The following is a 25,612-nucleotide window of genomic DNA, read 5'->3' as shown; positions in this document are numbered from 1 at the left end:
AGAAGCATGAGGAAGACACTGGTCACGGCGCTCACCGCGACCCTGCTGGCCGCGCTCACGGCGTGCGGCGGCTCGGACAACGGCGGCGGGAAGACCCTGCGCGTCGGCACGCTGAGCGACTCGAAGCCGAACGCCTACCAGGAGAACGGCAACTACACCGGCTTCGACAACGAGCTGCTGAAGGCCATCGCGGCGAAGGAGGGCCTGAAGCTGGAGTTCGCCGCGACCGAGTTCTCGGCGCTGCTGGGCCAGGTCGCCAACGGCACGTTCGACATCGGCAGTTCGGCGATCTCGCAGACCGACGCCCGCAAGAAGACGGTCGACTTCTCGGCGCCGTACAACTACCAGGCCCTCGGCATCGAAGCCAAGGAAACCGCCGGCATCACCGACGAGAACTCCTTGTCCGGCAAGCGGGTCGGCGTCGTCCAGGGCACGGTCTCGGACACCTGGCTCGGCACGAACGCGCCGACCGCGCAGGCCGTCCGGTTCCCCAACGACGCCGCCGCCCTCAACGCCCTCAAGACCGGCGCGATCGACGGCGCGGTGTTCGACCAGGCCACCGCCGAGGACTACGCGAAGAACAACGCCGACGCGAAGCTCAAGGTGACCAAAGCGATCACCACGACCATCCCGCACGGGTTCGCCTTCAAGAAGGGCAACACCGAGCTGATCGACAAGATCAACGACGGCCTGAAGAAGGTCATCGCGGACGGCACCTGGGTCAAGGTGCACGACCAGTTCGAGCCCACCGCGCCGGTGCCCGCCGAGTTCAAGCCGGGGCAGTAGTCCACTGTGAACGATTTCATCAATACGTTCCTCAGCTGGGATTACATCTCCCAAGTCCTGCCGGACCTGCTGAAGACCGGCCTGCTGAACACGCTGATCCTGTCGGTGTCCTCGGCGCTGATCGGCACGGTGGTGGGCATGGTGCTGGCCGTCATGGGCCTGTCCACCAAGTGGTGGCTGCGCTGGCCCGCGCGGGTGTACACGGACATCTTCCGCGGGTTGCCGGCGATCCTGACGATCCTGCTGATCGGCCAGGGCCTCGGCACGCTGGCGCGGGACGTCGTCGGCACGAACCCGTACCCGATGGGCATCCTGGCGCTGTCGCTGATCGCGGCCGCCTACATCGGCGAGATCTTCCGGTCCGGCATCCAGAGCGTCGACAAGGGGCAGATGGAGGCCAGCCGGGCGCTCGGGATGAGCTACACCAAGGCGATGCTGCTGGTGATCATCCCCCAGGGCGTCCGGCGGGTGCTGCCGGCGCTGGTGAACCAGTTCATCGCGCTGGTCAAGGACTCCAGCCTGGTCTACGTGCTCGGCCTGCTGTCCGGGCAGCGCGAGCTGTTCCGGATCGGCCAGGACCTCGCGGCGAACACGGGCAACCTGTCCCCGCTGGTCGCGGCGGGCGTGTTCTTCCTGGTGATCACCGTGCCGCTGACGCACCTGGTCAACTACATCGACAAGAAGCTCCGGACCGGCCGCAAGGTGCGCGTCGACGAGCCGGGCGACGGAGACGAGCTGGACCTGGTGGCCAGCGGAAAGGTCCCCTCGTGACCACGGCGGTGCGTTCGTCCAGTGTGGAGCTGCGGGACATCCACGTCAGCTTCGGCACGCTCGAAGTCCTGCGTGGGGTCGACCTCCGCGTGGAAAGCGGCAAGACGACGTGCGTCATCGGCCCGTCCGGCTCCGGCAAGTCGACGCTCCTGCGCTGCGTGAACCGCTTGCAGGAGCCCGATTCCGGCGACCTGCTGCTCGACGGCGAGTCGGTGATCAAGGCCGATCCGGACGCGCTGCGCCAGCGCGTCGGCATGGTGTTCCAGCACTTCAACCTCTTCGGCCACCGGAGCGTGCTGGACAACATCGTGCTCCCGCTGCGCAGCGTGAAGAAACTGAGCAAGGAGGAGGCCTCGGCCATCGCCCGCGCGCGCTTGGCGGACGTCGGCCTGGCGGACAAGGCCCCGTACCGGCCCAGCGCCTTGTCCGGCGGCCAGCAGCAGCGCGTGGCCATCGCCCGGGCGCTGGCGATGGACCCCGAGGTGATGCTCTTCGACGAGGCGACGAGCGCGCTGGACCCGGAGCTGGTCAAGGGCGTGCTGAACCTGATGGCGGGCCTGGCCTCGCGGGGCCTGACCCTGATCGTGGTGACGCACGAGATGGGCTTCGCCCGGAGCGTGGCCGACGAGGTGGCGTTCATGGACGCGGGCCGCATCGTGGAGCAGGGCCCACCGGCGGAGATCTTCGACGAGCCGCAAAGCCCCCGCTTGCAGCGGTTCCTCTCGCAGGTCCTGTGAACCTCGCAGGGTGCTCTGAAAAGAGGACGCTTCGGCGGCCGCAGCCCGGGTAACCTGCGAAGATGGCGAGAATCGCTCGGCTGACGTACTACCCGGTCAAGTCCTGCGCCGGCATCGACGTGCCCGCCGCCGAGGTGACCCGCACCGGGCTCCCGAACGACCGCGTCTTCCAGGTCATCACCCCGGACAGCGAGATCCTCACCCAGCGGCCGCACCCGGTCCTGGCGACCGTCCGGCCGCGGGTGCTCGGCGACCGGCTCGCGCTGTCCGCTCCCGGCCGTGAAGACCTCGTCGTCGGCATCCGGCGCGACGGCCCGCGGCGCCCGGTGTCGATGGCGGGGTGGGACGGCGAAGGCGTCCGGCAAGACCCCCGAGCCGACGAGTGGTTCTCCGATCTGCTCGGCCGGGCCGCCGAACTGATCGGCCTCACCCCCGACCACCACCGCGTCACCGGCGGTGAGACCCCGGGTGCGGCCGCCTTCCCCGACGGGCACGCGCTGCTCGTCGCTTCCGAGTCCTCTTTGGACACCCTGAATGAGCGGATCGCCGCCGGGCAGGGCGAGCCCGTCCCGATGGATCGCTTCCGCCCCAACATCGTCATCGCCGGCTGGGCCGAACCCCACCGCGAAGACGACGCCCGCGAACTGACCGTCGGCACCGCGCGGATCGGGTACGCCGAGCAGTGCGTCCGCTGCCAGGTCCCGATGATCGACCAGGAGACCGGCGCGAGGGCCGGTCCCGAGCCGATCCGCACCCTCGCGACCTACCGGCGTTCTCCGCAGGGCGGCGTCGTCTTCGGGATGAAGGCCGCGGTGCTGCGCCCCGGTCAGGTCGCCGTCGGCGACGAGGTGATCGTGCACTCCTGGGCCGGCCCGAGCCCGAGCACGGCCGCCGCGGAGCCGCCGTTCACGGCGACGGCGAGCCGTCCCGCCGAGTCGGTGTAGAGCACCGAAGCGCCGGCGGGCACGTCGGCGAAGGTCCGCCCGAGCACCGTGGACACCGCCACCCGCTCGCTGTGCACGGTCACCGCGCCGGACAGGCCCGAGAGCTCGAGGTCCGCCGGGGTCGCGGCCAGCTGGACGTTGCCGAAGTGGTCGACCGTCAGCACCTCCGACACGAGCTTCCCCGGGAACGCCGCCACGAACGGCTCCGGCATCGCGACCAGGCCGTCCACCGGGTCGCCGAAGTCCGACGGGGCGACGCCCAGGGCCAGGTGCGCGGCCGCGGGCGCGAAGACGTCCCGCCCGTGGAACGTCGCCGACGTCGCCGGCAGCCGCAGCGACGGCTCGGCGAGCTCGTAGGCCGCCCGGACCCCGCCGAGAGCCTGCGCGGCCGGCAGCAGCAGGCCGTTGTCCGGCCCGACGAGCAGCCCGTCCTCCGCGACGACGACCACGCCGAGCCGGGTCGTGCCGACACCGGGGTCGACGACGGCCACGTGCACCGATTCCGGCAGGTAGGGGACGGTCTGGGCCAGCGCCATCGCCCCGTGGCGGATGTCCTGGGGCGGCACCTCGTGGGTCACGTCGATCACCCGCACCGCGGGCGCGAGCCGCGCGATCACGCCGTGGCAGGCCGCCACGAAGCCGTCGCGCAGGCCGTAGTCGGTCGTCACCGAGATCCAGTCGTACGCCATGCCAGCATCATCCATGGTGGCGGAGGGTGCCCGTTAGGGTTCGGTGCGTGACACCCCTCCCCACCCTCGAGCGGCTCGCCACGGGCAAGGTCCGCGACCTCTACGCCGTGGGAAGCGACCACCTGCTGGTCGTCGCCTCCGACCGCATCTCCGCCTTCGAGCGCGTCTTCCCCACGCCGGTCCCCGGCAAGGGCCTCGTGCTCACCGCGATGAGCGTGTTCTGGTTCCGCGAGCTCGCCGACGTCCTCCCGAACCACCTCGTGACGTGCGAGGGGCCGCTCATCCCCGAGTCCGTCCGCGGCCGCGCGCTGCTGGTCGAGCGGCTCGACATGCTGCCGGTAGAGGCGGTCGTGCGCGGCTACCTCACCGGCCGCGGATACGCCGACTACCGCCGGTCCGGGCGGGTGTGCGGGCTGGCGCTGCCGCCCGGGCTGGCGGAATCGGCGCGGCTGCCCGAGCCGATCTTCACGCCGTCCACCAAGGCGCTGCCGGGGGAGAAGGACGAGAACATCGACTTCGACACCTGCGTGTCGGTGCTCGGCCGCGCGCTCGCCGAGGAGGTCCGGGAGGCGTCCCTGGAGCTGTACCGCCGGGGCGCGGCGCGCGCGGCCGAGCAGGGCCTGCTGCTGGCCGACACGAAGTTCGAGTTCGGCATCGGCCGCGACGGCGACCTGGTGCTCGCCGACGAGCTGCTGACGCCGGATTCGGCGCGCTACTGGCTCGCCGACGGTCACCAGCCCGGCGTCCCGCAGCCGTCGTTCGACAAGCAGCACGTGCGCGACTGGCTGGTCGACCCGGCGTCCGGCTGGGACTGCGTGTCCGCGCTGCCGCCGTTGCCACCCGAAGTGGTGACGGCCACGCGCGACCGGTACTTCGAGGCGTACCACCGCATCACCGGGCTTTCGCTGGCAGACTGGCCGCGTGATCCTGCTGATCTGCGGCAGCCTGCGAGCCGGCTCGGGCAATGCGGCGGTGCTGGGGACCGTCGCGACCCTCACCGCGAGCAAGACGTACACCGGCCTAGGCGACCTGCCGCACTTCAACCCCGATGACGACCGCGACCCGCTGCACCCCGAGGTCGCGGCGCTGCGTGCCGCGCTGAAGGAGGCCGACGCGGTCCTGATCTGCACGCCGGAGTACGCGGGCGGCCTGCCGGGCTCGTTCAAGAACCTCCTCGACTGGACGGTCGGCGGCGGCGAGATGTACGGCAAGCCGGTGGCGTGGATCAACGCGTCCTCGGTCGCGGCCCCGACCGGCGGCCGGGACGCCCACGACTCGCTGCGCAAGGTCCTGACGTACGCGGGGGCGAAGATCGTCGAGGAGGCGTGCGCGCGGATCCCGGTCTCGCGGGCGGACGTCGCCGACGGCCAGGTCGCCGATCCCGACCTGCGCGGCCGGATCGCTGTGGCGGTGTCGCGGCTGCGCCAGGGTGCCTGACCCTTCCGGCAACGGACGCTCGCCCGTTCTGCGCAGTTCACGGCGACGTCAGACGCGTGCGTCCCAATGAAGGCGTGGACGCTCGCTTGCTGGTATCGCTGTCGGGAATCACCCCGCGCACGCTGCACCGGTGCGCCGACCTCGCGGCCGAGCTCGACCGCCGCAAGGTGCCGCTGTCGGTGCTGTACGCCGCCCGCACCGGCGAAGGCCCGGTGACGGAGTGGGTGCGCACCCGCGCCCGCGGCGGTGATTCCGTGCTGCTGCACGGCTACGACCACACCGTCACGCCCACGCACCGCACGGTGCACCTGGGCAAGAAGGCGGAGTTCGCGGCGCTGCCGGCGCACGAGGCACGCCTGCGCCTGATCGCCGCGAAGGCCGCGCTGGACAACGCGGGGCTGTCGGTGGACGGCTTCGCGCCGCCGCGCTGGATCGCCTCCCCCGGCACGCTGCAGGCGCTGGCCGAGCACGGTTTCCGGCTGTGCGCGGACCTCGGCGCGGTGCGGGACCTCGTCACCGGCGAGGTGCGCCGCGCGCGGGTGAGTGAGTTCACGAGCCAGTCGCACCGCACGGAGACGGTGCGCTGCTTCGCGCTGGTGCTGGCGGCGGCGCGCTCGGCCCGCCGGGGCGGGCTGGTCCGGCTGGGGGTCACAGCCACGGACCTGACCCGACCCGGCCTCCGCCAGGCCCTGCTCGACGCGGTGGACGTCGCCCTGGAGAACCGCGCGTTCGGCGCGACCTACGGTTCGCTGCGCGCGGTCGCGGCCTAGAACTTCGCCGGTTCACCCCGGTCGAGCACCTTGACCTCGGACCCTTCGGGCGCGAGGTTGCCGAACAGGCCGTAGTGCATGGCCGGATTGGCGAGCACGGCTTCGTGGATGGGAACGGCCACCCGCGGCGCCACGGCCCGCAGGTAGTCGACGGCCTCCCCGGCCTTCAGCCACGGAGCGCCGGTGGGCAGCCCGAGCACGTCGATCTTCTGCTCCGGAACGAAGAACGAGTCGCCGGGGTGGAAGAAGGCACCGTCGTCGAAGACGTACCCGATGTTCGGGATGACGGGGATGTCGGAGTGGATGACGGAGTGCTCCCCGCCGACGGCCTTGATCGAGGTGTCCCCGACGGCGAAGGCGTCCCCGACGTTGGCGACGTCGAACTCCAGGCCCAGCTTTTCGACCTCGGGAGCGGAGCCGGGATCGACGATCAGCTTGGCACCGGGATTGGCTTCGAGGACCCGGGGCAGCCGCTCGACGTCGAGGTGGTCGAAGTGCTGGTGCGTCACCAGCACGGCGGACAGCTCCCGCTCACCCTCGAAGCCGGTGGAGAAGACGCCGGGATCGATCAGGATCCGCTCGGAACCGGTCTCCAGCAACAGGCAGGCGTGTCCGAAATGGACGATACGCATCGTTGGTACTCCTTCACGGGTGGTCGATCCCAGCCTAGGCAGGTTGTCGGCGGCCCGCCAACACGCTCGGTGGCCGAGGGGCGGCCCCTCCTCCGCTGCCGGACCGAAATCCGCGGCGGCGGTGACGCTCGGTTTCCGTTTTTCGAGAATGTCACCAATTTGTCCACTCGGACGGAGCAACTTGGTCGGAAGATGCGGCAATGACTTATTCTTGAGCGTCCGGCACCCGTTGCGGCAAGGGAGTGGGGCGCCCAATGCTGAAGAGCTTCCTCGGCTGGCTCCGAGAATATGTCATCTACACCGGCATTGTCGGTCTGGTGGAAGGCGTGCTGGGAATCCTGGCCTTCGGCGGCTTGCTCAGTGCGTTGCTGGGCAACTCGGCGATAAAGGCGGGCGCAATCGTGGCGGTGCTGCTCGGGGTGATCGGGTTGTACATCCTCCTGATCGCGAACCGGGTGGAATGGCGGTCACGAACGGAGCTCGACCGCCGGTTGCTCCAGTACTACTGCACGGTCCTCAAGGAGCGCCACGGTCACTCGTGGCGGATCGCCAGCTGGGTGGAGTCCGCCGTGGTGCGGCCGAACGGCGACGCCAGCGAGGTGATCACCGTCAAGGCGATCGTCGAATGCGATTTGCTCGACTTCTTCGCCATCCGCACGGGTGCGGGGTGGAAGCAGTCCGAACGCGCGCGCCGCAAAGTGAAGGTGGATGTCAAGTCGCTGGAAGTCGACGGTATCGGCGGCACCCGTCGAGATGCGACTTCGACTTGGCTGAACGATGGAAGGCTCGAAATCATCGCGCATTTCGGCAGTCCGGCGAGGCGGGGCGACGAAATCGTCATGGTGATCGAAAAGGTGTGGCCCGGTAAATGTGCTCCCCTGATGCGGGATCGGCGCCCGGACGAATTCGCGTTGAGGTTCGCGTGTGTCACCGACTACTTGGAGTACGCGATTCAACTGCCCGAAGGCAGTGACGTGGCCTGTGATGCGATCGGCCTGCTGAAGGGGCAGCACGACTACTCGCTGGCGGTCCGGCGCAACGGTGCCGGGCCCACCGAGGTGTGCCTGGTGGCGAGGAACATCCCGCCACGCCTTCGCGTCGGGATGCGCCTCGACCTCAAAAAGCCGAGGTAACCCGTCCGAGCGACGGGGCTGTTGCAGGCGAAACTACGTGTCTCCGCCTTCGCCACCTTGGTGAATCATTGACCATCCTCGACTTAGTCATCACACCAGTCCGGCCGAGGTTCCGGCCGAAGACCGCGACTCTAGCGCCTCGACGACTCCGTGTCCGCCGAAACCCACGAAAGGCTGACTCAACCACAATTCCCTGGTCGCTTGCTGGAGAATTTGTCGACAACTGCTGGTCAAAGCTTCCCCGTCAGCAACGCGTCTCCCAGCTCCGTCCGCCGGTACAGCACCCGATGCCCCCGCCGCTCCGAAGCCAGCAACCCCGCGCCACGCAACGCCGTCAGGTGCGCCGAAACCGTCGCCGCCGCCAGTCCGTGCCGGTGGGCCAGGTCGGTCGTCGCCGCGGGGGTGTCGAGCGTGGTCAGCAGCAGCGCTCGCGTCCGGCCGAGCACCTCGACCAGCGGTTCGGACGGCGCGGAGGTGCTCCACAGCGAACCTACTCCGCGCGCCGGGTACAGCAGCGAAACCTGCCACGGCGGCACCGTCACCACCCCGACGTTCGGCCACGCGAACACCGCCGGGATCAGCAGCAGCCCGCGCGAGTCGATCGAAAGCCGCTCGCGGGCCCGGACGTCGACCAGTACCGACGTCCCCGACAGCCGGACGCGCGGGTGGAGCTCCGCCAGCATTGCCGCGAGCCCGCCCGAGCCGAGCTGCCGCGTCCGGTGCGCGATGTCCGCCGCGAGCAGCTCGCGCAGGCGGAGCCACTGCGGCGCCAGCACCGACCGCCACACCGTCTCCAGCTGGCCGGCCAGCAGGTCGCGCGCGGCCGCCGGGTCGGCCGGCAGCCCGGACAGGTCCGCGTCGACCATGTCCAGCTCCAGCGCCACCTGCTCCGGCGGCGTCGCGCGGACCACCTCGAGCTGCGCTTCGGCGGTCGTCTCGGGGCCGTCGGGCGGCGGGCTCAGGAACTCGGTGATGTAGTGCCGCGCGCTCAGCACCGCCGTCAGCTCCGGCACGTCGGGGACGCCGGAGAGCCACGGCAGGGGCGCGGGGTGCCGCCGGATGCCGAGCAGCGTCTGGACGGCGCCCAGCACCTCCTCCAGCGGCGAGATCGCGAAGCGGACGCGCTGGCTCCCGGCCGCGGTCAGGGCCAGCTCGATCACGGCTGATTCGCTCTCACCCGAATCAGTATGCCGCGGGAGCGCGCCAGGAGAGCGTGACGGCATGTCGTTGATGACCCATCGCGCGTACTGGCGCTGGTCGGCGGGTGTCCAGTTCGCCCGGCTGCCGGCGACCATGGCGCCGCTCGCGTTCACCCTGCTCACCACGGCCACGACCGGCTCTTACCGGCTCGGCGGCGTGCTGATGTCGGTCTACGTCGCCACCGAGATGGTGTGCGCGGTGCCGGTCGGGCGGCTGCTCGACCGCGTCGGCCCTTCGCGCGGCTTGCCCGCGCTGCTGCTCCTGACCGCCGCCGGGTACGCCGTGCTGGCGCTGGCCGCCGACGCTCCGGCCCCGGTCCTGGTCGCGCTCGTCCTGCTGCCGGGCATCGCGGGCGGCGCGCTTTCGGGCGGCTTCCGGACGCTCCTGGCCGACACGGTCGACGACGCGCTGCTGCCCAGGGCCATCTCCGTCGACGCGATGATCATGGAAGGCGTGCTGGTCGGCGGCCCGGCGCTGGTCGCGCTGCTCGACGTGGCCGGCACGTTCGTCCCGCTCGCCGTGATGGCGGCGGTCAGCGTGGCGGCCGCGGTGCTCGTCCCGCGCCGCCGGGGCGAGCCCGATCCAGTGGAGTCCGGTGACGACGTCCCGGCGGCCCGCCTCCGCGCCTACCTGCCGTGGCTCTGCTGCGCGTTCACCGTCGGGCTGCTGCTGTCGACCATCGAGGTGGCGCCGCTGCCCCTGGTCCAGCGCCTCGGGGCACCGGCGGCCGCCGCGCCGGTGGTGATCGCGGTGCTGAGCGGCGCGAGCATCGCGGGCAGCGCGCTCTACGCGTGGCGGGGCCGGACCGGCGATCCGCGGCTGTTCCTCGCCGGGTTCATGGCCGGCGGGCTCGCGCTCGCCGCCGACCTGGGCTGGCCCGGGTTGGTCGGGTCGGTCGCGGTGATCGGCGGCTGCACCGGGCCGCTGGTGGCCACGACGTCGGTCAACCTGCAGCACGTCCTGCCGAAGAACCGCAGGTCAGCCGGGTTCTCGCTGTCGTTCACCGTGCAGGCGGCCGGCTTCGGCCTCGGCTCGCTGGCCGTGGGCGTCCTGCCGCTGTGGGTGACCCCGTTGTTCGGTGTCTTTGCCGCGGCGATCGCCGGTGCAATGCTGGTGCGGAAGCCCGGACGATCTATTGGCACAGTGTCAGTAACGTCGTAACCTGGGCTGACCCTCGACCCACGGGAGACGCCGATGACTGCCGTCCAGCCGAAGCCGACGACGGTCGGCGAGACCTTCGACTCGCTCAGCCCGGCGACCGACGAGGTGGTCGGAACCTACCCGATCCACACCGCGGAGGACGTCAAGGCGGCCGTCGAACGGGCGCGCGTCGCGGCGGAGTGGTGGGCGGGCCTCGGCTTCGCCGGGCGCGCCGAGCGGCTCAAGGGCTGGAAGGGCGTGCTGACGCGGCGGCTGCCGCAGCTGTGCCAGGTGGTCCGCAACGAGACCGGCAAGCCGATCGCCGACGCGCAGCTGGAGAGCGTCCTGGCCATCGAGCACATCGCGTGGGCGGGCAAGCACGCCAAGAAAATCCTCGGCAAGCAGAAGCGGTCCGCGGGGCTGCTGATGTCGAACCAGGCGGCGACCGTCGAGTACCAGCCGCTGGGTGTGGTCGGCGTGATCGGCCCGTGGAACTACCCGGTGTTCACCCCGCTCGGCTCGGTCGCGTACGCGCTCGCAGCGGGCAACGCGGTGGTGTTCAAGCCGAGCGAGTACACCCCGGGCGTGGGGAAGTGGCTGGTCGACGCGTTCGCCGAGATCGTCCCGGAGCAGCCGGTGCTGCAGCTGATCACCGGCTTCGGCGAGACGGGCGCGGCGCTGGTGCGAGCCGGGGTCGACAAGATCGCCTTCACCGGCTCGACGGCGACGGGCAAGCGCATCATGGCCGCGGCGGCCGAGACGCTGACACCGGTGGTCATCGAGGCGGGCGGCAAGGACCCGGTGCTCGTCGACGCGGACGCGGATCTGGACGCGGCGGCGGACGCGACGGTGTGGGGCGCGTTCTCCAACTCCGGCCAGACGTGCATCGGCGTCGAGCGGGTGTACGTGCACGAGAAGGTCCACGACGAGTTCGTGGCGAAGGTGGTCGAGAAGTCGAAGGACGTCCGCGCCGGCTCGGACGAGGCGGCCCAGTACGGCCCGGTGACGATGCCGTCCCAGCTGGGCGTGATCAAACGCCACATCCACGACGCCCTGTCCCGCGGCGGCAAGGCGGTGCTCGGCGGCGAGGAGGCGGTCGGCGACCGCTACGCGCAGCCGACGGTCCTGGTGGACGTCCCCGAGGATTCCGAGGCGGTGACGGAGGAGACGTTCGGCCCGACGGTGACGATCGCCAAAGTCCGCGACATGGACGAAGCGGTCGAGCGCGCGAACAACACGAAGTACGGCCTGGGCTCGACGGTGTTCTCGAAGTCCCGCGGGGTGGAGCTGGCGGAGAAGCTGCGCACGGGCATGACGGCGATCAACGCGCCCCTGTCCTTCGCGGGAATCGCGTCGCTGCCCTTCGGTGGCGTCGGCGATTCGGGCTTCGGCCGCATCCACGGACCGGAGGGCCTGCGCGAGTTCGCCCGCACGAAGGCCATCGCCCGCCAGCGCTTCACGGCCCCGCTCACGTTGACTTCGTTCAGCCGCAAGGAATCGACGGACGCGCTGGTCACCAAGCTGGTGACCATCCTCCACGGCAAGCGCTGAGCCACCCGGGGTTGTGGGCAACTCGGGTCCACAACCCCGGAACAGCGCCGAAACTGTCGGTGCCCGCCGGTAAACTGGACAACCGGGGGGCCGAGGGCCGCGGCCGCGCTAAACCGACCGCCCCCGGATCAGGTCCGCCGCCTTCTCCGCCACCATGATCGTCGGCGCGTTGGTGTTCCCCCGCGGCACCACGGGCATCACGGAGGCATCCACCACCCGCAGCCCCGCCACGCCCTGAACCCGCAGCTCCGGATCCACCACCGACCCGATCGAGCAAGTCCCGACCGGGTGATAGAGCGTCTGCGTGTTCTCCCGGATGTGCTCGGCCAGCTCGGAATCGCTCAAATCGTGCCGCAGCGGCAGGAACGGCTTGTCCAGGAACCGCCGCAGCGGCCCCGCCTGCCCGATCTCGATCAACGCCCGCAGCCCGGCGATCATCGTCTCCATGTCCCGCGGCTCGGCGTAGTACGCCGGGTCGATTTCCGGCTTCCACAACGGGTTCGCCGACTTCAGCCGCAGCCGTCCGCGGCTCGCGACGTCCACCAGCGTCGCCGCCGACGTGAACCCGGAAACCGTCGGTTCGCGCAACCCGTTGTCGTAGAACAACGTCGGCGCCACGTGGATCTGCATGTCCGGCGCCGGCAGGCCGTCCGTGGTCGGGTAGAACGCGCCCGCTTCACCGATGTTCGACGTCAAGGGACCTCGCCGGGTCAGCTGGTACCGCGCCAGGCCGAAGAGCGAAGCCGCGTCGACCAGGTCGGTCGTGTCGCGGGTGGACCAGATGATCCCGCACGCCGGGTGGTCGTGCAGGTTCTCGCCGACGCCGGGCAGCGCGACGACGACGTCGATGCCGTGTTCGCGCAGGTGCTCGGCGGGGCCGACGCCCGACACCATCAGCAGCTGCGGCGAGTTGACGGCGCCGCCCGAAAGGATGACCTCGGCTGAAGCGTGCGCCGTCCGTTCCACCCCGTTGTCCAAATAGGACACGCCGACCGCGCGCGTGCCCTCGAAGACGACCCGGGTGGCGGGCGCGAGCGTCTTCACCGTCAGGTTCGGCCGCGAAAGCGCCGGGCGCAGGTAGGCGTCCGCCGTGGACCACCGGCGGCCCTTCTTGCACGTCACCTGGTAGACGCCGGCGCCTTCCTGGCTCTCGCCGTTGAAGTCGTCGGTGCGCTTGAGGCCCCACGCGACGGCCGAGTCGACCCAGGCGTGCGACAGCTCGTGGGTGAACCGGCGGTCTTCGACGTGCAGCGGGCCGTCGGTGCCGTGCAGCGGCCCGCCGAGCCGCTGGTTGCCCTCGGCGCGCTTGAAGTACGGCAGGACGTCGTCCCAGCCCCATCCGGTAGCGCCGTGAGAATCGCGCCAGCCGTCGTAGTCGGCGCGGTTGCCGCGGATGTAGATCATCGCGTTGATCGACGAGCAGCCGCCGAGCACCTTCCCGCGCGGCCAGTACGACGTCTTGCCCGTGTGCTTCTGCTCGACGGTCTCGTAGTTCCAGTCCCACTTGGTCTTGAACAGCGACGGGAACGCGGCCGGGATGTGGATCTCGTCCGCGGTGTCCTCCGCGCCCGCTTCGAGGAGCAGGACCTGGGCCGAAGGATCTTCGGTGAGGCGGTTGGCGAGGACGCACCCCGCGCTGCCGGCGCCGACGATGACGTAGTCGTAGGACTCCTGGACGGCCACGGTGCCTCCTGTTGGCGAGATGTCAACGACTCATCATGGCGCAGCTCCGCGCCGTCGGCCAGTTTAGGTTTCCCGGTGGGCCCCGCCAGGGGGTCGAGAGGGTGAACTATGCTCGGGAGGTACCCACGACCTGCGTGAATAAGGAGCAGCCTGCCGTGGCCCGAGTCGTCGTCGACGTCATGCCGAAGCCCGAAATCCTCGACCCGCAGGGACAGGCCGCGCTCGGCGCCGCCGGCCGCCTGGGGTTCACCGGGATCAAGGAGATCCGCCAGGGCAAGCACTTCGAGATCGAGGTCGACGACACGGTCGACGACGCGACGCTCGAGAAGATCGCCGAGGGATTCCTCGCCAACCCCGTCATCGAGCAGTGGACGATCAAGCGGGTGGACGCGTGAGCGCGCGCATCGGTGTCATCACCTTCCCGGGCACGCTGGACGACGGCGACGCGGCCCGCGCGGTCCGCTACGCCGGCGGCGAGGCCGTGCCGCTGTGGCACGCCGACGAGGACCTGCGTGACGTCGACGCGGTGGTCGTCCCGGGCGGCTTCTCCTACGGCGACTACCTGCGTGCGGGCGTGATCGCCCGGTTCGCGCCGGTCATGACGCCGGTGATCGAGGCGGCGCGCGCGGGCATGCCGGTGCTCGGCATCTGCAACGGGTTCCAGATCCTGTGCGAGGCCGGCCTGCTGCCGGGCGCGATGATCCGCAACCAGGGCCTGCACTTCATCTGCCGCGACCAGTGGCTGCGCGTGGAGAACACGTCCACCGCGTGGACCACGCGCTACGACGAAGGCGCGGAGATCCTCATCCCGATGAAGAACATCGACGGCTGCTACGTGGCCGAGCAGTCCACTTTGGACGAGCTGGAGGGCGAAGGCCGCGTGGTGTTCCGGTACGTCGGCGGCAACCCGAACGGGTCGCGCAACGACATCGCCGGGATCCGCAGCGAAAACGGCCGGGTCGTCGGGCTGATGCCGCACCCGGAGCACGCGATCGACGCGCTGACCGGGCCGTCGGACGACGGGCTCGGCATGTTCTTCAGCGCGGTGGACGCGCTGGTCAAGGCCTGAGGGCGGGCCGCGCCCCCCGGTATCCATGCTAGCGGGGGGCACTGACAGTTCCGGGGCTGCGGACTCGAGTTGTCCACAGCCCCGGAGCAAGGTCAGCTCTTGCTCTGGTCGTTCGACAGCCACTTCTCGGGCCGGACCCGGACCAGCACCGACCGCTCCCCGAGCGCGGAGTCGACGTAAGCCGTCGCCTGGTCCTCCGGCCAGTACCGCTTCGCGATCCGCAGCGCCTGCTCGCGCGTCGGGGGCTCGTCGTTCGCGATCACCGGGCCCTCGGCCGTCACGTACTTGTAGGGCGGGTTCTCGTCCTGGGCCACCAGGCTCAGCCGGCCCGCCGCGCGGATCGACCGGTCCTTGACCGTGTCGCGCTCCATCCAGATCAGCAGCTCGCCGCCGGGTTCGTAGTCGTACCAAACCGGCACGGCCAGCGGCGCCCGGCCGGCGCGCTCCACCGCCAGCACCCCGACGTGCGCGCCGCTCAGGAACTGCTCGCGTTCGGCCGCGGTCATCACGAAAGACATGGCACTCCCCAGGTAGAAGATCGTCTCCCTGGGGAGCAACACGTCCGCTGCTCCGGACATTCCGGACCAATCCGCCCCCCGCCCGGTTCAGCTCGCCGCCCGCTGCGGGCCCAGCTCGGCCGCCACGGTCCGGCTCGGCCCTCGCGGCGGCCGGGCCGGGCCGAGGAGGCGGATGTTCGCCTCGGCCTGGGTTCAGCTCGCCGCCGCGACCAGCCGCGCGTACGAGCCGCCCGCCGACAGCAGCTCCTCGTGCGGGCCCAGCTCCGTGATGCGGCCGCCCTCGACCACCGCGACGCGGTCCGCCGCCGCGGCCGTGTGCAGGCGGTGGGCGATCGCGATCACCGTCCGGCCCGCCAGCACGCTGTTCAGCGACCGCTCCAGGTCCCGCGCCGAGCCCGTGTCCAGCAGCGAGGTCGCCTCGTCGAGCACCAGCGTGTGCGGGTCCGCCAGCACCACCCGGGCCAGCGCCAGCTGCTGCGCGATCGCCGCCGGCACCGGGTGCTCGCCCGGCCCCAGCTTCGTGTCCAGCCCGGCCGGCAGGGTCGCCACCCAGTCCGCCGCGCCCGCCGACGCCAGGGCCGCCGTCAGCTCCTCGTCCGTCCAGTCGCCGCCCGCGCGGCGGGCCGGCAGGGCGAGGTTCTGCCGCAGGGTCCCCGAGAACACGTGGTGCTCCTGGGTCAGCAGCAGCACCTCGCCGCGCAGCACGTCGTCGGCCAGCGCCGAGACGTCCTGGCCGCCGATGCGCACCGAGCCCGCCGACGGTGCCGCGATGCCGGCCAGCAGCCGGCCGAGCGTCGACTTGCCCGCGCCCGACGGCCCGACGATCGCGAGCCGTTCGCCGCGCGGGACCCGCAGGTCGATGCCGTGCAGCACCTCGCGGTCGGCGGTGTAGCTGAACCGGACGTCGTGCACGTCGATGTCCCGCCCGCGCGGCACCTCCGCCACCTTCGCCACGTCCTCCACCGCGACCGACCGGACGCCGAGGATCCGGCGCGCCGCGGCCGCCGCGACCTGTAGGTCCTCCAGCCAGAACAGGGCCTCGTTCAGCGGCGCCGCCATGCCCTGCACGTACAGCAGCATCGTGGTGATCTCGCCGAGCCCGGCCCAGCCCTGCGCGTACGCGAGCAGGCCCAGCACCAGCATCACCGCCAGCGGCAGCACGTAGCTGATCTCCAGCGACGGCAGCCACCGCAGCTGCAGCGCGCGCATCCGGCGTTCGCCGTAGATGCTCTGCTCCAGCGCGTCGTGCGCGGCGCCGATCCGCCGCTCGGTCAGCCCGAGCGCCTCGGTCGTGCGCGCCCCCTCCGCGGTCTCGTGGACGCTGGTGGTCAGGTCGGCCCAGCGGTCGAGCATCCACTGCATGACCGACGGGATCCGCCGCTGGTACCAGACGTTCACCGGCACCAGCAGCGGCAGCGCGACCAGCAGGCCCAGCGACAGCAGCGGCGACGTCACCACCATGGCGACGATCGTGAACACCACGGTCACCGTCGCGACCAGGATCTCCGGCGCCGCGAACCGCGCCGCGTGGTCGATCCGGCCGAGGTCGGTGGTGGCGCGGCTGAGCAGGTCGCCGGTGCCGGCCGCCTCGACCGTGCCCAGCGGCAGCTGCAGCGCCGTCCCGACGAACTCCTCGCGCGTCTCGGCGAGCACCAGCTCGCCGAACACCGCGCCACGCATCCGCGCGACCTTCCGCGCCACCGCCTGCAGCAGCAGGATGGCGACGAACACCACCGCCAGCACGTCGACGTGCGTGGTCGTGGTGCCGGCCGCGACGTCGTCGACGAGCGAGCCGAGCAGCTGCGGCCCGGCCAGGCCGATCAGCGTGGCCACGGCCAGCGAGCCGAGCAGCAGGCCGAACTCGCGTTTGTGGCTCATGGTCGTCTGCCAGGCCCAGCGGCGGACGTCCCGCCGGGCCGCCGTGGGAAGCCGTTTCATACCGTCACTGCCTTTGCCGTGAAGACTTCGTCCGCTACATGTGTCCACAAGGGACTCTGGCTGAACACCACCGTCGTCCGGCCGCGCCGCAGCTCGGCGACGCGTTCGGTGATGCGGGCCTCCGTGTGCGCGTCGACGGCCGACGTCGGCTCGTCGAGCACCAGGACGTCGGCGTCGGTCGCCAGCGCGCGGGCCAGGTTCAGCCGTTGTCGCTGGCCGCCGGACACCTCGCGGCCGCGCTCGCCGATCACCTCGTCGATGCCGTCGGGCAGCGCCTCGACGATGTCGTCGGCGTCGGCCGTGTACAGCGCTTCGGTGAGGCTGACGCCGCCCGGCCGCGCCGGCGCCAGCTGCTCGCGCAGCACGCCCGAGAACCAGATGTCCTGGTTGTGCGCGTAGACGATCCGCCGCCGCAGCTCCGCGAGCGCCACGTGGTCCGCCCGGACGCCGCCGACCAGCACCTCTTCGCCCTCGGCCGGATCGGCGAACCGCGCCAGCCGGTCGGCCACCGCTTCGCCGCCGGCCCCGAAGTCGACGACCGTCAGGCGGCCGGGCGCCACCCGGACCCCGGACTCGGTGTCCACCAGTTCCAGCGGGCCGCCGGGCAGCGGCACCGGCGTCTCCGGGTCCGCCAGCTTCGGGCGGATCGCCAGCAGCGCCACCACCTTCCGCGACGCGACCAGGCCCGACGTGATCGACCCGACGGCCTCCGTCGCGGCGTTGACCGGCCAGATCAGGAAGGCCGAGACGCCGTAGAACGCCACCAGCTGGCCGACGTCGATCGAGCCGGCCACGGCCAGCCGCGCGCCGAGCCAGGTGATCACCACGGTGACCAGGCCGGGCAGCGCGATCTCCGCCGCGGCCAGCCACGCCTCGGCCTTGCCGACCTCGACGCCGGCCCGCCGCACCCGCTGGCTCGTGTCGCGGAAGCGGGCGAAGAACCGCCGCTCGCCGCCGATGCCGCGCAGGATCCGCAGGCCGGACACGATGTCCGCGCCGAGGGCGTTGACGTCTCCGCGCTTCTCGCGCTGCTTCGCCTTGCGCTTCTGGAGCGGGGCGAGCAGCGGCCCGATGCCGAGCACCGCGACGGGCACGCCGACCAGCGCGACCACGCCCAGCAGCGGCGACGTCGAAACCAGCCACACCGCGACCACCACGAACGCCAGCAGCGAGCCGAACGCGCGGCCGGTCATCTCGACGGTGTTGCCGATGTGGTTGATGTCGGTGGTGGAGATCGCGACGAGGTTGCCGGTCGTGGTCTGCTCGCGCAGCCCGGCGCCGACGCGCGTGGTGTGCGCCGACACGAGCCGCTGGGTCGAGCCCGCGCCGTGCAGCCACAGGCCGTAGTTGAGGAAGTGCAGCCAGGTCCCGAAGAGCGTTTGCACCAGCCCGAGCGCGGCCGCGACCAGCGCCCACCGCGCGACGGCGGCACCGTCGTGCGCGCCGATGGCGCCGATGCCCTGCCCGACGACCAGCGGCAGCAGCGCACCGGGCAGCGCCCAGACGACACCGATCGCGGCGGCCCCGAGCACCGTGCCGAGCCGGGCCCGGAACACGGCGAGCAGGAAGCGGCTCGCGGTCGGCCGCGCGGGCAGCCGCAGCGGCGGAAAGGGATACGTGGCGGAAAGCACGATTCCCGACGGTAAGCCGCCGACCAGCAGAAGGCGACCGATTTTCGCGCGCTCCGACCGCCACCGCCGGGTGCCCTTCCGGGCAGCCGCGCGCCCCAGCCACTCGGGGGACCCCCGGTTTCAACGTTACTCGCGGCCACCGACATTTCCGGACCGCCGCCCGAGCCGCGCCTCGAGTTGTCCCCAACGGCGCGCACGCGCCCGAGTTGTCCCCAGCAGCACCGCCGGCGCTCGGGGGACCCCCGAGTTCAACGTTACTCGCGGCCACCGACAATTCCGGGCCGCGCGCCCAGGCCGCACCCGAGTTGTCCACAATGCGCGCCACCGGCCCGAGCCGCTCCGGATGTCGCCCCGGTCACACCCTCGAAGGGCCCTCCCGGTTCAGTGGCCCACCGTCCGGGGCGGCCGGGCCCGGCACGTATCCTGACGGCCGTGGCGAACCCTGACACGGACACCGTGACCAGCACCGTTGACACCACCGAGCGCGCCGGGGCGACCCCGGACCACACCCAGCCCTACCGCGAACTGGGCCTCGCCGACGACGAGTACGCCCGCATCCGGGAGATCCTCGGCCGCCGGCCCACCGACGCGGAGCTGGCGATGTACTCGGTCATGTGGAGCGAGCACTGCTCGTACAAATCCTCCAAGAAGCACCTCCGCTACTTCGGGGAGACCGCCACCGACGAGATGAAGGCCAAGATGCTGGCCGGCATCGGCGAGAACGCCGGTGTCGTCGACATCGGCGAGGGCTGGGCGGTCACCTTCAAGGTGGAGAGCCACAACCACCCGTCCTATGTGGAGCCGTACCAGGGCGCGGCGACCGGCGTCGGCGGCATCGTCCGCGACATCATGGCGATGGGCGCGCGGCCCCTCGCGGTCGCCGACGCGCTGCGCTTCGGCCCGGCCGACGCCCCGGACACCAAGCGTGTGCTGCCTGGCGTGGTCGCCGGCGTCGGCGGCTACGGCAACTGCCTCGGCCTGCCGAACATCGGCGGCGAGCTCGTCTTCGACCCGTCCTACTCGGGCAACCCGCTGGTCAACGCGCTGTGCGTCGGCGCGATGCGCGTCGAGGACCTGCACCTCGCCTTCGCGTCCGGCACCGGCAACAAGATCATCCTGTTCGGCGCCCGCACCGGCCTCGACGGCATCGGCGGCGTTTCCGTCCTGGCGAGTGACACCTTTTCGGGTGACGAGTCCGCGTCGGGCCGCAAGAAGCTCCCGAGCGTCCAGGTCGGCGACCCGTTCACCGAGAAGGTGCTCATCGAGTGCTGCCTCGAGCTGTTCGCCCAGAAACTCGTCGTCGGCATCCAGGACCTCGGCGGCGCCGGGCTGTCCTGCGCGACGTCGGAGCTCGCCGCGGCCGGTGACGGCGGCATGCACATCTACCTCGACCGCGTTCCGTTGCGCGCCACCGGGATGACGCCCGCCGAGGTGCTCTCCAGCGAGTCGCAGGAGCGCATGTGCGCGGTCGTCTCGCCGGAGAACGTCGAGGCGTTCATGGCCGTCTGCCGCAAGTGGGACGTCATCGCCACCGACATCGGCGAGGTCACCGACGGCGAGCACCTGGTCATCACCTGGCACGACGAGGTCGTCGTCGACGTCCCCGCGCACACGGTGGCCCACCAGGGCCCGGTGTACGACCGCCCGATCGAGCGTCCGTCCTTTCAGGACGCCCTGATCGCCGACACCTCGGCGAAGCTGCCGCGTCCGTCCACTCCGGACGAACTGCGCGCGGACGTCCTCAAGCTCATCTCCGCGCCCAACCAGGCGTCGAAGGAATGGGTGACGTCGCAGTACGACCGGTACGTGCGCGGCAACTCCGTGCTGGCCCAGCCCTCGGACTCCGGCATGATCCGGATCGACGAGTCGACCGGTCGCGGCGTTTCGGTCGCGACGGACTGCAACAGCAAGTTCGTCTACCTGGACCCGTACCGCGGCGCGCAGCTGGCGCTGGCGGAGGCGTACCGCAACGTCGCCACCGGCGGCGCGACGCCGGTCGCGGTGTCGGACTGCCTGAACTTCGGCGCCCCCACCGACCCGGGCGTGATGTGGCAGTTCGAGCAGGCGGTGCACGGCCTGGCGGACGGCTGCGTCGAGCTGGGCATCCCGGTCACCGGTGGCAACGTCAGCTTCTTCAACCAAACGGGGTCGACGGCCATCCTCCCGACGCCGGTGATCGGCGTCCTCGGCGTGATCGACGACGTGACCCGCCGCATTCCGACCGGCATCGGCGCGGAGGCGGGCGAAACCCTGCTCCTGCTGGGCGAGACGCACGACGAGCTGGACGGCTCGGCCTGGGCCCGCGAGCTCCACGGCCACCTCGGCGGCGTTCCGCCCAAGGTGGATCTGGCCCGCGAGAAGCTGCTGGGCGAGATCCTGGTGGCGGGGTCCCGCGACGGCATGATCTCGGCGGCCCACGACCTGTCCGACGGCGGCCTGATCCAGACCCTGGTCGAGACCGTCCTCATCGGACAGTGCGGTGCCCGGGTGTTCCTGGACGCCGACCAGGACCCGTTCGTGCAGCTGTTCTCCGAGTCCGCGGGCCGCGTGCTGGTGGCGGTCCCGCGCACGGAAGAGCTCCGCTTCACGGAGATGTGCACCGCGCGCGGCCTCCCGTGGCGCAAGACCGGCGTGGTCGACCCGGATTCGGGGACGCTGGAGCTGCAGGGCATCACGGAGTTCACGCTCGACGAGCTGCGTGAGGCCTGGGAGCGCACCCTTCCCGCCTTGTTCGACTGACCGGTTGGGGCCTTCGGCGCGGCCGGAGGCCCCAACCCGGTTACGCGCGCCAGGCCGGGCGCCGCGCGTTGGTGATCCAGCGCAGCAGCCATTCGGCGGGCCCGTACCGGTGCCGGCGCAGCCACCACGCGCTGCCCGCGAGCTGGACGGCGAAGAACGCCACCGCCAGTCCCGTCGTGGCCAGTGGGGAAAACGTGCCGGCGAGACCGAGCCCGACGCCGGTGAAGACCAGCAGGCCGAAGAGCGCCTGGGCGAGGTAGTTGGTGAGCGCGATGCGCCCGGCCGGCGCGAGAGCGTCGCGGACGAAAGCGGCCCGGTGCATCACCCGCAGCAGCGTCGCGACGTAGGCCGCGGTCAGCAGCGGCGCGGTGGCGATGCTGGCCGAGACGGCGAGGGTGTTCCCGTTCCCGCCGCCGAGCGCGTACACCACGCCACCGGCGATCCCGATCGGAAAGCCGAGCCACTGGATCCGGCGCAGCACCGGCTCGTCTCCGCGCACCAGCGCGAACAGGCGACGGCGGCCGGCGACCATGCCGAGCAGGAACATCGCGAGCCCGGCCGGCCCCTGCAGCGAGACGGCCTGCACGACCAGCAGCGACAGCCCGTCGAGGTGTTCGCCGATGACGTCGCCCCAGCCGCCGAGCAGCGCGTTCGTCGAGCGCTCGGCGTTGGCCAGCGCTTCGGCGCCGGACGGCACGAACGCCGACCGGTCCAGGAAGAGCCCGCTCACCAGCGCGCTGAACAGGACGACGCCGTAGACGACGGCCGCAACGCGCAGCGCCGTCCGGTCGCGGACGCCCCGCATCCAGAACAGGATCAGGCACACCACGGCGTAGGTGGTGAGGATGTCGCCGCCGTAGAGGAGCACGATGTGCAGCACGCCCAGCGCGAACAGGCCGGCGATGCGGCGCAGCATGCGCGGCGCGAAGGCGGCGTCCGCGCGGGCCGCGGCCTGCACCTGCAGCGTGAAGCTGTAGCCGAAGAGGAACGAGAAGAGAAGGTAGAACTTCATGTCGACGAACACCGACGACAGCCCGCGGACGACGTCGTCGAAGGTCGAGGAGAACGCCGGGTCGGTGACGAGGCTGCCGGGGTAGCCGGAGGCCATGAAGGTGATGTTGACGATGAAGATGCCGAGGAGCGCGAACCCGCGCAGGGCATCGACGTCGTGCACGCGGGTCTTCCCCGCGGTGAGCGGTCTGGTCACGGTGTTTCCCCAGGTCAGTAGTTAATGTCCCATAGATACTATCCCTTGGACACTAAGTGGAGGAAGTCCGGTGCCTGATCGGGAGCTGCCCGCTGCCCTGAGCCGGCTGTGGCGGCGTCCGGCGCCGCCGCGCGGGGGCCGCCCGGCCGAGCTGGACGTCGACCGCGTGGTGAGCGCGGCCGTCGACCTGGCCGACCGCGACGGGCTCGCCGGGGTGACGCTGCAGAAGGTGGCGCAGCACCTCGGCTTCACGAAGATGGCGCTGTACCGGCACGTCGGCTCGAAGGACGAGCTGTTCGAGCTGATGGCCGACCACGCCACCGGTCCCGCGCCCGACCTCGGCGAGCCGCCGGACTGGCGCGACGGCGTGCGGCAGTGGGCGACGGCGGTCCGGGCGAGGTACGCCGAGCACCCGTGGCTGGTGGACGTGCCGATGGCGGGCCCCCCACGCGGGCCGAACGCCATCAGCTGGGTGGACGCGCTGCTGCGCGCCCTGCGCGGCACCGGGCTGGATCTCGGCACCCAGGCGGGCGTGCTGAACGCGGTCAGTGGCCACGTGCGCAACGCGACCCTGCTGGCTCGCCAGTACGCGGCGGCGGACCAGGCCGAGGTGGAGCGCGACTACGGCCGGACGCTGGCGGAGCTGGTGGAACCCCAGCGCTTCCCGTACGCGGCCGGCCTGTTCGGGGCCCAGGTCTTCGAGCCGTCCGGCGTGGACCCGGCCGACCACGACTTCACGTTCGGCCTGGACCTGATCCTGGACGGCGTCGCGGCCGCCATCGCCCGGCGGTGACGTCCACTGTGGACGGAAACCGGAATTGTCGGTGCCTTCCGGTAGCGTGGAAAACGGGGGCTGCTCAGCCCGCCTTGGCGACGACCCGGGCCGTCCCGTCCCGCAGTTCCTCCAGGTCCCACTCCGCGGGTATGCGCACGTCCTTTTCGTTGCGCACCAAGGTGTTGTACAGCGAAACCGACGACGGCAGCGAGAAGAACCGCAGATCGGTCTGCCCCTCGAACGAAGCCCGCCGCAGGTCCAGTGAGCCGGTGGCCTTCACCCCGGTGAAGACCGCATCGGCGGCGAACTCCGCGTCCTTGAACGCCGTTGGCCCGGCGAACGTGGTCTCGGCAAAGTCGGCGAGCTCGGCGAAATGGGTTCCGCTGAACCACGCGTGGCTTTCGAACACCGCTCCCCGGCAACGGAAGGCGCCGATCAGCCGACCGTCGCCGGTGCCTGCGGCGGTGAAGTACACGCGGCCGGTGAAGCGGCATCCGTTGAGGTTCGTGCTGCTGTGCAGCGCCGCGTACCGCAGGAGCATCCCGCCGATCCTGCGCCCGCCGAGATCGAGGTATTCGAGGACGGCGCCGGTGAGATCGAGGGAGTAGTCCCGCGCATCCGGCACGTCGGTGGCCGGGAGCAGGTCCTTGAGCAGCCGTTGTGCGGTGAGGCGCACCTGGAGTTCTTGCTCCTGCTCGGGGTCGCCTCGGGTGTCGCTGCGGACGTGGCGCTCCAAGCCTGCCGCGTACCGCGGGTGCTCGAACGGCCGCCGCAGGTAGGAGCACAGCACGTCCAGCACCGTCTGAGTGTAGTCCGGCCGGCTCCGCGCCAACCCCGCCAGCGCGTGCAGCGCCCCCACCCGCACCTGGTCGGCCGCGTGCCCGAGCAGCTCGACCGCCTTCGCGAACCGTTCGTCCGCGACCCGCTCGCGGTCCTGTTCCGCGCGCTGCGCCTCGAGTTCGTGCCGCTGCCGCTCGATGTCCTGGCGGCGCTCCTCGACCCGGCGACGGCGGTCGTTCAGCCACAGCGCGTACAGCGCCACGATCGCGCCGCCGGCCAGGCCGCCCGTCTTCAGCGCGTCACTGCGGCTGGTGGCGGGGTCGGTCAGCAGCCAGCCGCCGACCCCGAGCAGCAGCACCACCGACGCGAGGAACGTCCACGCCAGCGGCGATCGCCACAGCTTCACGGCGCTCAGGACACCAGCATGGTGCTGACGCAGAAGCCCTTTTTGTCGAAGTTCGTCGCGCTCAGCGTGCCCTTCACCGGCTTGCCGGCGGACGTCCCGGTGACCTCGCCCTCCACCAGGTACTTGTCGGCGGGCACGTCGCCGAGCTGCAGCTGCAGCGGCGGCTTGAGGAACGTCTCGAGCCACGAGCTGAGCAGTTCCTTCGAGTCGGCGCAGCCCAGCGCGACCGCCCCGTTGTTGTCGCCCGCGTTCAGCTTGTCGATGAAGCCCTGCAGCACGGCCTTGGCGTCCGAGCTGCCGCCGCCGCTGTCGGGCGTCGTCGGCTTCGTGACCGTCGGCTTCTTGGCCGTCGGCTTCGACGTCGGCGCCGACGGCTTGGCCGACGTGCTCGACGTCGGGGCCGCGGCCGTGTTGGTGTCGTCCTTCGAGAGGAAGAACCCGGGTGCGACGAAGCCCGTGATGCCCACCAGGGCGAGCACGACGACCACGGCGGCGCCGATGGCGATCCACATCCCGGTCTTGCTCTTCTTCGGCGGCGCGGGCGGCCCGCCGAAGCCCTGCGTGTAGCCCCCGGTCGCCGGGTCCCAGCCGGACACCTGGCCGGCCGCGTTCGGGTCCCAGGCCTGCTGGCCGTACTGCTGCGCGTTCGGGTCCGCCCACGCCGACTGCTGCTGCTGCTGGGCGTACGGGTCGCCCCACGCCGGCTGCGGGTTCGCCGGGAAGCCGCCCGACGCCGGCGGGTAGCCCTGCTGCTGGTTCGGGTCCCAGCCCTGCGGGTACTGCTGCGTCGGGTACGGCTGTTGCTGCTGGTTGGGGTCCCAGCCACCCTGCTGCTGGAAGCCGCCGGAAGGCGGCTGGCCGTACGGGTCGGGCTGGCCGGGCTGGCCCGGCTGAGGCGGGTAGGTCATCGGGTTCGTGCCTTCCGGGCGCTGGGTGTTCGTGCGCTTCCGACGTCCGGTGGCGGCGTGCGGTTCCCCCAGGACGTGGCTGCGGCGTTCTGCAAGCTCGGACGGTACGGCATGAACCCGGCTCCCGGATCGCAACGGCGCGAAGCCGTCACGATCCGGGAGCCGGTT

Annotated in this window: 24 protein-coding genes; 14 read left to right on the top strand and 10 right to left on the bottom strand. The window is 71.3% G+C overall.

Features of this window, described 5'->3' with window-relative positions:
- Positions 1 to 6 precede the first annotated feature (6 nt).
- The 4 genes from ACFPLC_RS12770 to ACFPLC_RS12755 all read left to right on the top strand — a co-directional run bounded on the left by ACFPLC_RS12770 (position 7) and on the right by ACFPLC_RS12755 (position 3,238).
- On the top strand, positions 7 to 786 hold the full coding sequence (locus tag ACFPLC_RS12770; RefSeq protein ID WP_378190587.1) for an ABC transporter substrate-binding protein: 780 nt from the start codon (positions 7 to 9) through the stop codon (positions 784 to 786).
- 6 nt (positions 787 to 792) lie between these two features.
- Entirely contained in the window at positions 793 to 1,557 is a 765-nt protein-coding gene (locus tag ACFPLC_RS12765) for an amino acid ABC transporter permease (RefSeq protein ID WP_378190585.1), read from the top strand.
- The gene (locus ACFPLC_RS12760) at positions 1,554 to 2,294 is read left to right on the top strand and encodes an amino acid ABC transporter ATP-binding protein (RefSeq protein WP_191315285.1); all 741 of its coding nucleotides are present in this window, start codon (positions 1,554 to 1,556) and stop codon (positions 2,292 to 2,294) included. The genes ACFPLC_RS12765 and ACFPLC_RS12760 overlap by 4 nt, the downstream gene beginning before the upstream one ends.
- Before the next feature lie 62 nt (positions 2,295 to 2,356).
- On the top strand, positions 2,357 to 3,238 hold the full coding sequence (locus ACFPLC_RS12755) for an MOSC domain-containing protein (protein WP_378190583.1): 882 nt from the start codon (positions 2,357 to 2,359) through the stop codon (positions 3,236 to 3,238).
- On the opposite strand, the gene ACFPLC_RS12750 is transcribed toward ACFPLC_RS12755, so the two are convergent.
- Complete coding sequence (locus ACFPLC_RS12750) at positions 3,121 to 3,927, bottom strand: SAM hydrolase/SAM-dependent halogenase family protein (protein WP_378190581.1); 807 nt, start codon at positions 3,925 to 3,927, stop codon at positions 3,121 to 3,123. The two genes, ACFPLC_RS12755 and ACFPLC_RS12750, sit on opposite strands and share 118 nt — an antisense overlap.
- Positions 3,928 to 3,974: 47 nt before the next feature.
- On the opposite strand from ACFPLC_RS12750, the gene ACFPLC_RS12745 reads away from it, so the two are divergent.
- The 3 genes from ACFPLC_RS12745 to ACFPLC_RS12735 all read left to right on the top strand — a co-directional run bounded on the left by ACFPLC_RS12745 (position 3,975) and on the right by ACFPLC_RS12735 (position 6,134).
- The gene (locus ACFPLC_RS12745) at positions 3,975 to 4,979 is read left to right on the top strand and encodes a phosphoribosylaminoimidazolesuccinocarboxamide synthase (RefSeq protein WP_378190579.1); all 1,005 of its coding nucleotides are present in this window, start codon (positions 3,975 to 3,977) and stop codon (positions 4,977 to 4,979) included.
- A complete protein-coding gene (locus tag ACFPLC_RS12740; protein ID WP_378190577.1) occupies positions 4,900 to 5,364 on the top strand; it encodes an NADPH-dependent FMN reductase in 465 nt (154 codons plus the stop codon). The genes ACFPLC_RS12745 and ACFPLC_RS12740 overlap by 80 nt, the downstream gene beginning before the upstream one ends.
- A 74-nt stretch (positions 5,365 to 5,438) precedes the next feature.
- Complete coding sequence (locus ACFPLC_RS12735) at positions 5,439 to 6,134, top strand: DUF2334 domain-containing protein (RefSeq protein WP_378190575.1); 696 nt, start codon at positions 5,439 to 5,441, stop codon at positions 6,132 to 6,134.
- On the opposite strand, the gene ACFPLC_RS12730 is transcribed toward ACFPLC_RS12735, so the two are convergent.
- Positions 6,131 to 6,766, bottom strand: coding sequence for an MBL fold metallo-hydrolase (locus ACFPLC_RS12730; RefSeq protein ID WP_378190573.1), 636 nt, complete (start codon positions 6,764 to 6,766; stop codon positions 6,131 to 6,133). The genes ACFPLC_RS12735 and ACFPLC_RS12730 overlap by 4 nt on opposite strands.
- A 254-nt stretch (positions 6,767 to 7,020) precedes the next feature.
- Between ACFPLC_RS12730 and ACFPLC_RS12725 the strand changes: the two genes are divergently transcribed.
- A complete protein-coding gene (locus tag ACFPLC_RS12725) occupies positions 7,021 to 7,899 on the top strand; it encodes a hypothetical protein (RefSeq protein ID WP_378190571.1) in 879 nt (292 codons plus the stop codon).
- 230 nt (positions 7,900 to 8,129) lie between these two features.
- On the opposite strand, the gene ACFPLC_RS12720 is transcribed toward ACFPLC_RS12725, so the two are convergent.
- Positions 8,130 to 9,059: an ArsR/SmtB family transcription factor gene (locus tag ACFPLC_RS12720; RefSeq protein WP_378190569.1), complete on the bottom strand. Its 930-nt coding sequence runs from the start codon at positions 9,057 to 9,059 to the stop codon at positions 8,130 to 8,132.
- A 61-nt stretch (positions 9,060 to 9,120) separates the two neighbouring features.
- Between ACFPLC_RS12720 and ACFPLC_RS12715 the strand changes: the two genes are divergently transcribed.
- Positions 9,121 to 10,260, top strand: coding sequence for an MFS transporter (locus ACFPLC_RS12715; RefSeq protein WP_378190567.1), 1,140 nt, complete (start codon positions 9,121 to 9,123; stop codon positions 10,258 to 10,260).
- 33 nt (positions 10,261 to 10,293) lie between these two features.
- Complete coding sequence (locus tag ACFPLC_RS12710; RefSeq protein ID WP_378190565.1) at positions 10,294 to 11,790, top strand: aldehyde dehydrogenase family protein; 1,497 nt, start codon at positions 10,294 to 10,296, stop codon at positions 11,788 to 11,790.
- A 108-nt stretch (positions 11,791 to 11,898) separates the two neighbouring features.
- On the opposite strand, the gene ACFPLC_RS12705 is transcribed toward ACFPLC_RS12710, so the two are convergent.
- Entirely contained in the window at positions 11,899 to 13,473 is a 1,575-nt protein-coding gene (locus tag ACFPLC_RS12705; protein ID WP_378190563.1) for a GMC family oxidoreductase, read from the bottom strand.
- Between the two features lie 155 nt (positions 13,474 to 13,628).
- Here ACFPLC_RS12705 and purS point away from each other — a divergent pair, with 155 nt between their 5' ends.
- A complete protein-coding gene (gene purS / locus ACFPLC_RS12700) occupies positions 13,629 to 13,868 on the top strand; it encodes a phosphoribosylformylglycinamidine synthase subunit PurS (RefSeq protein WP_125308766.1) in 240 nt (79 codons plus the stop codon).
- Positions 13,865 to 14,542, top strand: a complete 678-nt coding sequence (purQ, locus tag ACFPLC_RS12695; protein ID WP_191315274.1) for a phosphoribosylformylglycinamidine synthase subunit PurQ — start codon at positions 13,865 to 13,867, stop codon at positions 14,540 to 14,542. Before purS ends, purQ begins: the two co-directional genes overlap by 4 nt.
- 92 nt (positions 14,543 to 14,634) lie before the next feature.
- On the opposite strand, the gene ACFPLC_RS12690 is transcribed toward purQ, so the two are convergent.
- The 3 genes from ACFPLC_RS12690 to ACFPLC_RS12680 form a co-directional block, all read right to left on the bottom strand.
- Positions 14,635 to 15,060, bottom strand: coding sequence for a pyridoxamine 5'-phosphate oxidase family protein (locus tag ACFPLC_RS12690; protein ID WP_378190558.1), 426 nt, complete (start codon positions 15,058 to 15,060; stop codon positions 14,635 to 14,637).
- 192 nt (positions 15,061 to 15,252) lie between these two features.
- Positions 15,253 to 16,998, bottom strand: a complete 1,746-nt coding sequence (locus tag ACFPLC_RS12685) for an ABC transporter ATP-binding protein (RefSeq protein ID WP_378190557.1) — start codon at positions 16,996 to 16,998, stop codon at positions 15,253 to 15,255.
- The gene (locus ACFPLC_RS12680; RefSeq protein WP_378190554.1) at positions 16,995 to 18,629 is read right to left on the bottom strand and encodes an ABC transporter ATP-binding protein; all 1,635 of its coding nucleotides are present in this window, start codon (positions 18,627 to 18,629) and stop codon (positions 16,995 to 16,997) included. The genes ACFPLC_RS12685 and ACFPLC_RS12680 overlap by 4 nt, the downstream gene beginning before the upstream one ends.
- Positions 18,630 to 19,061: 432 nt before the next feature.
- Between ACFPLC_RS12680 and purL the strand changes: the two genes are divergently transcribed.
- Positions 19,062 to 21,368 (top strand): phosphoribosylformylglycinamidine synthase subunit PurL, encoded by a 2,307-nt coding sequence (purL, locus tag ACFPLC_RS12675; protein ID WP_378190552.1) that lies wholly within the window; start codon positions 19,062 to 19,064, stop codon positions 21,366 to 21,368.
- 40 nt (positions 21,369 to 21,408) lie between these two features.
- Here the strand turns inward: purL and ACFPLC_RS12670 are convergent, their stop codons facing one another.
- Entirely contained in the window at positions 21,409 to 22,575 is a 1,167-nt protein-coding gene (locus tag ACFPLC_RS12670) for a DUF418 domain-containing protein (protein WP_378190550.1), read from the bottom strand.
- A gap of 70 nt (positions 22,576 to 22,645) precedes the next feature.
- Between ACFPLC_RS12670 and ACFPLC_RS12665 the strand changes: the two genes are divergently transcribed.
- Positions 22,646 to 23,368 (top strand): TetR/AcrR family transcriptional regulator, encoded by a 723-nt coding sequence (locus ACFPLC_RS12665; RefSeq protein ID WP_378190548.1) that lies wholly within the window; start codon positions 22,646 to 22,648, stop codon positions 23,366 to 23,368.
- A 64-nt stretch (positions 23,369 to 23,432) separates the two neighbouring features.
- On the opposite strand, the gene ACFPLC_RS12660 is transcribed toward ACFPLC_RS12665, so the two are convergent.
- Entirely contained in the window at positions 23,433 to 24,536 is a 1,104-nt protein-coding gene (locus ACFPLC_RS12660; protein ID WP_378190546.1) for a pentapeptide repeat-containing protein, read from the bottom strand.
- A gap of 5 nt (positions 24,537 to 24,541) precedes the next feature.
- Complete coding sequence (locus tag ACFPLC_RS12655; protein WP_378190544.1) at positions 24,542 to 25,444, bottom strand: hypothetical protein; 903 nt, start codon at positions 25,442 to 25,444, stop codon at positions 24,542 to 24,544.
- Positions 25,445 to 25,612: the final 168 nt, after the last annotated feature.

This window comes from Amycolatopsis plumensis, assembly GCF_042652605.1.
In the GTDB taxonomy this organism is placed as follows: Bacteria; Actinomycetota; Actinomycetes; order Mycobacteriales; family Pseudonocardiaceae; genus Amycolatopsis; species Amycolatopsis plumensis.
This window is presented reverse-complemented; position numbering and strand designations above follow the sequence as displayed.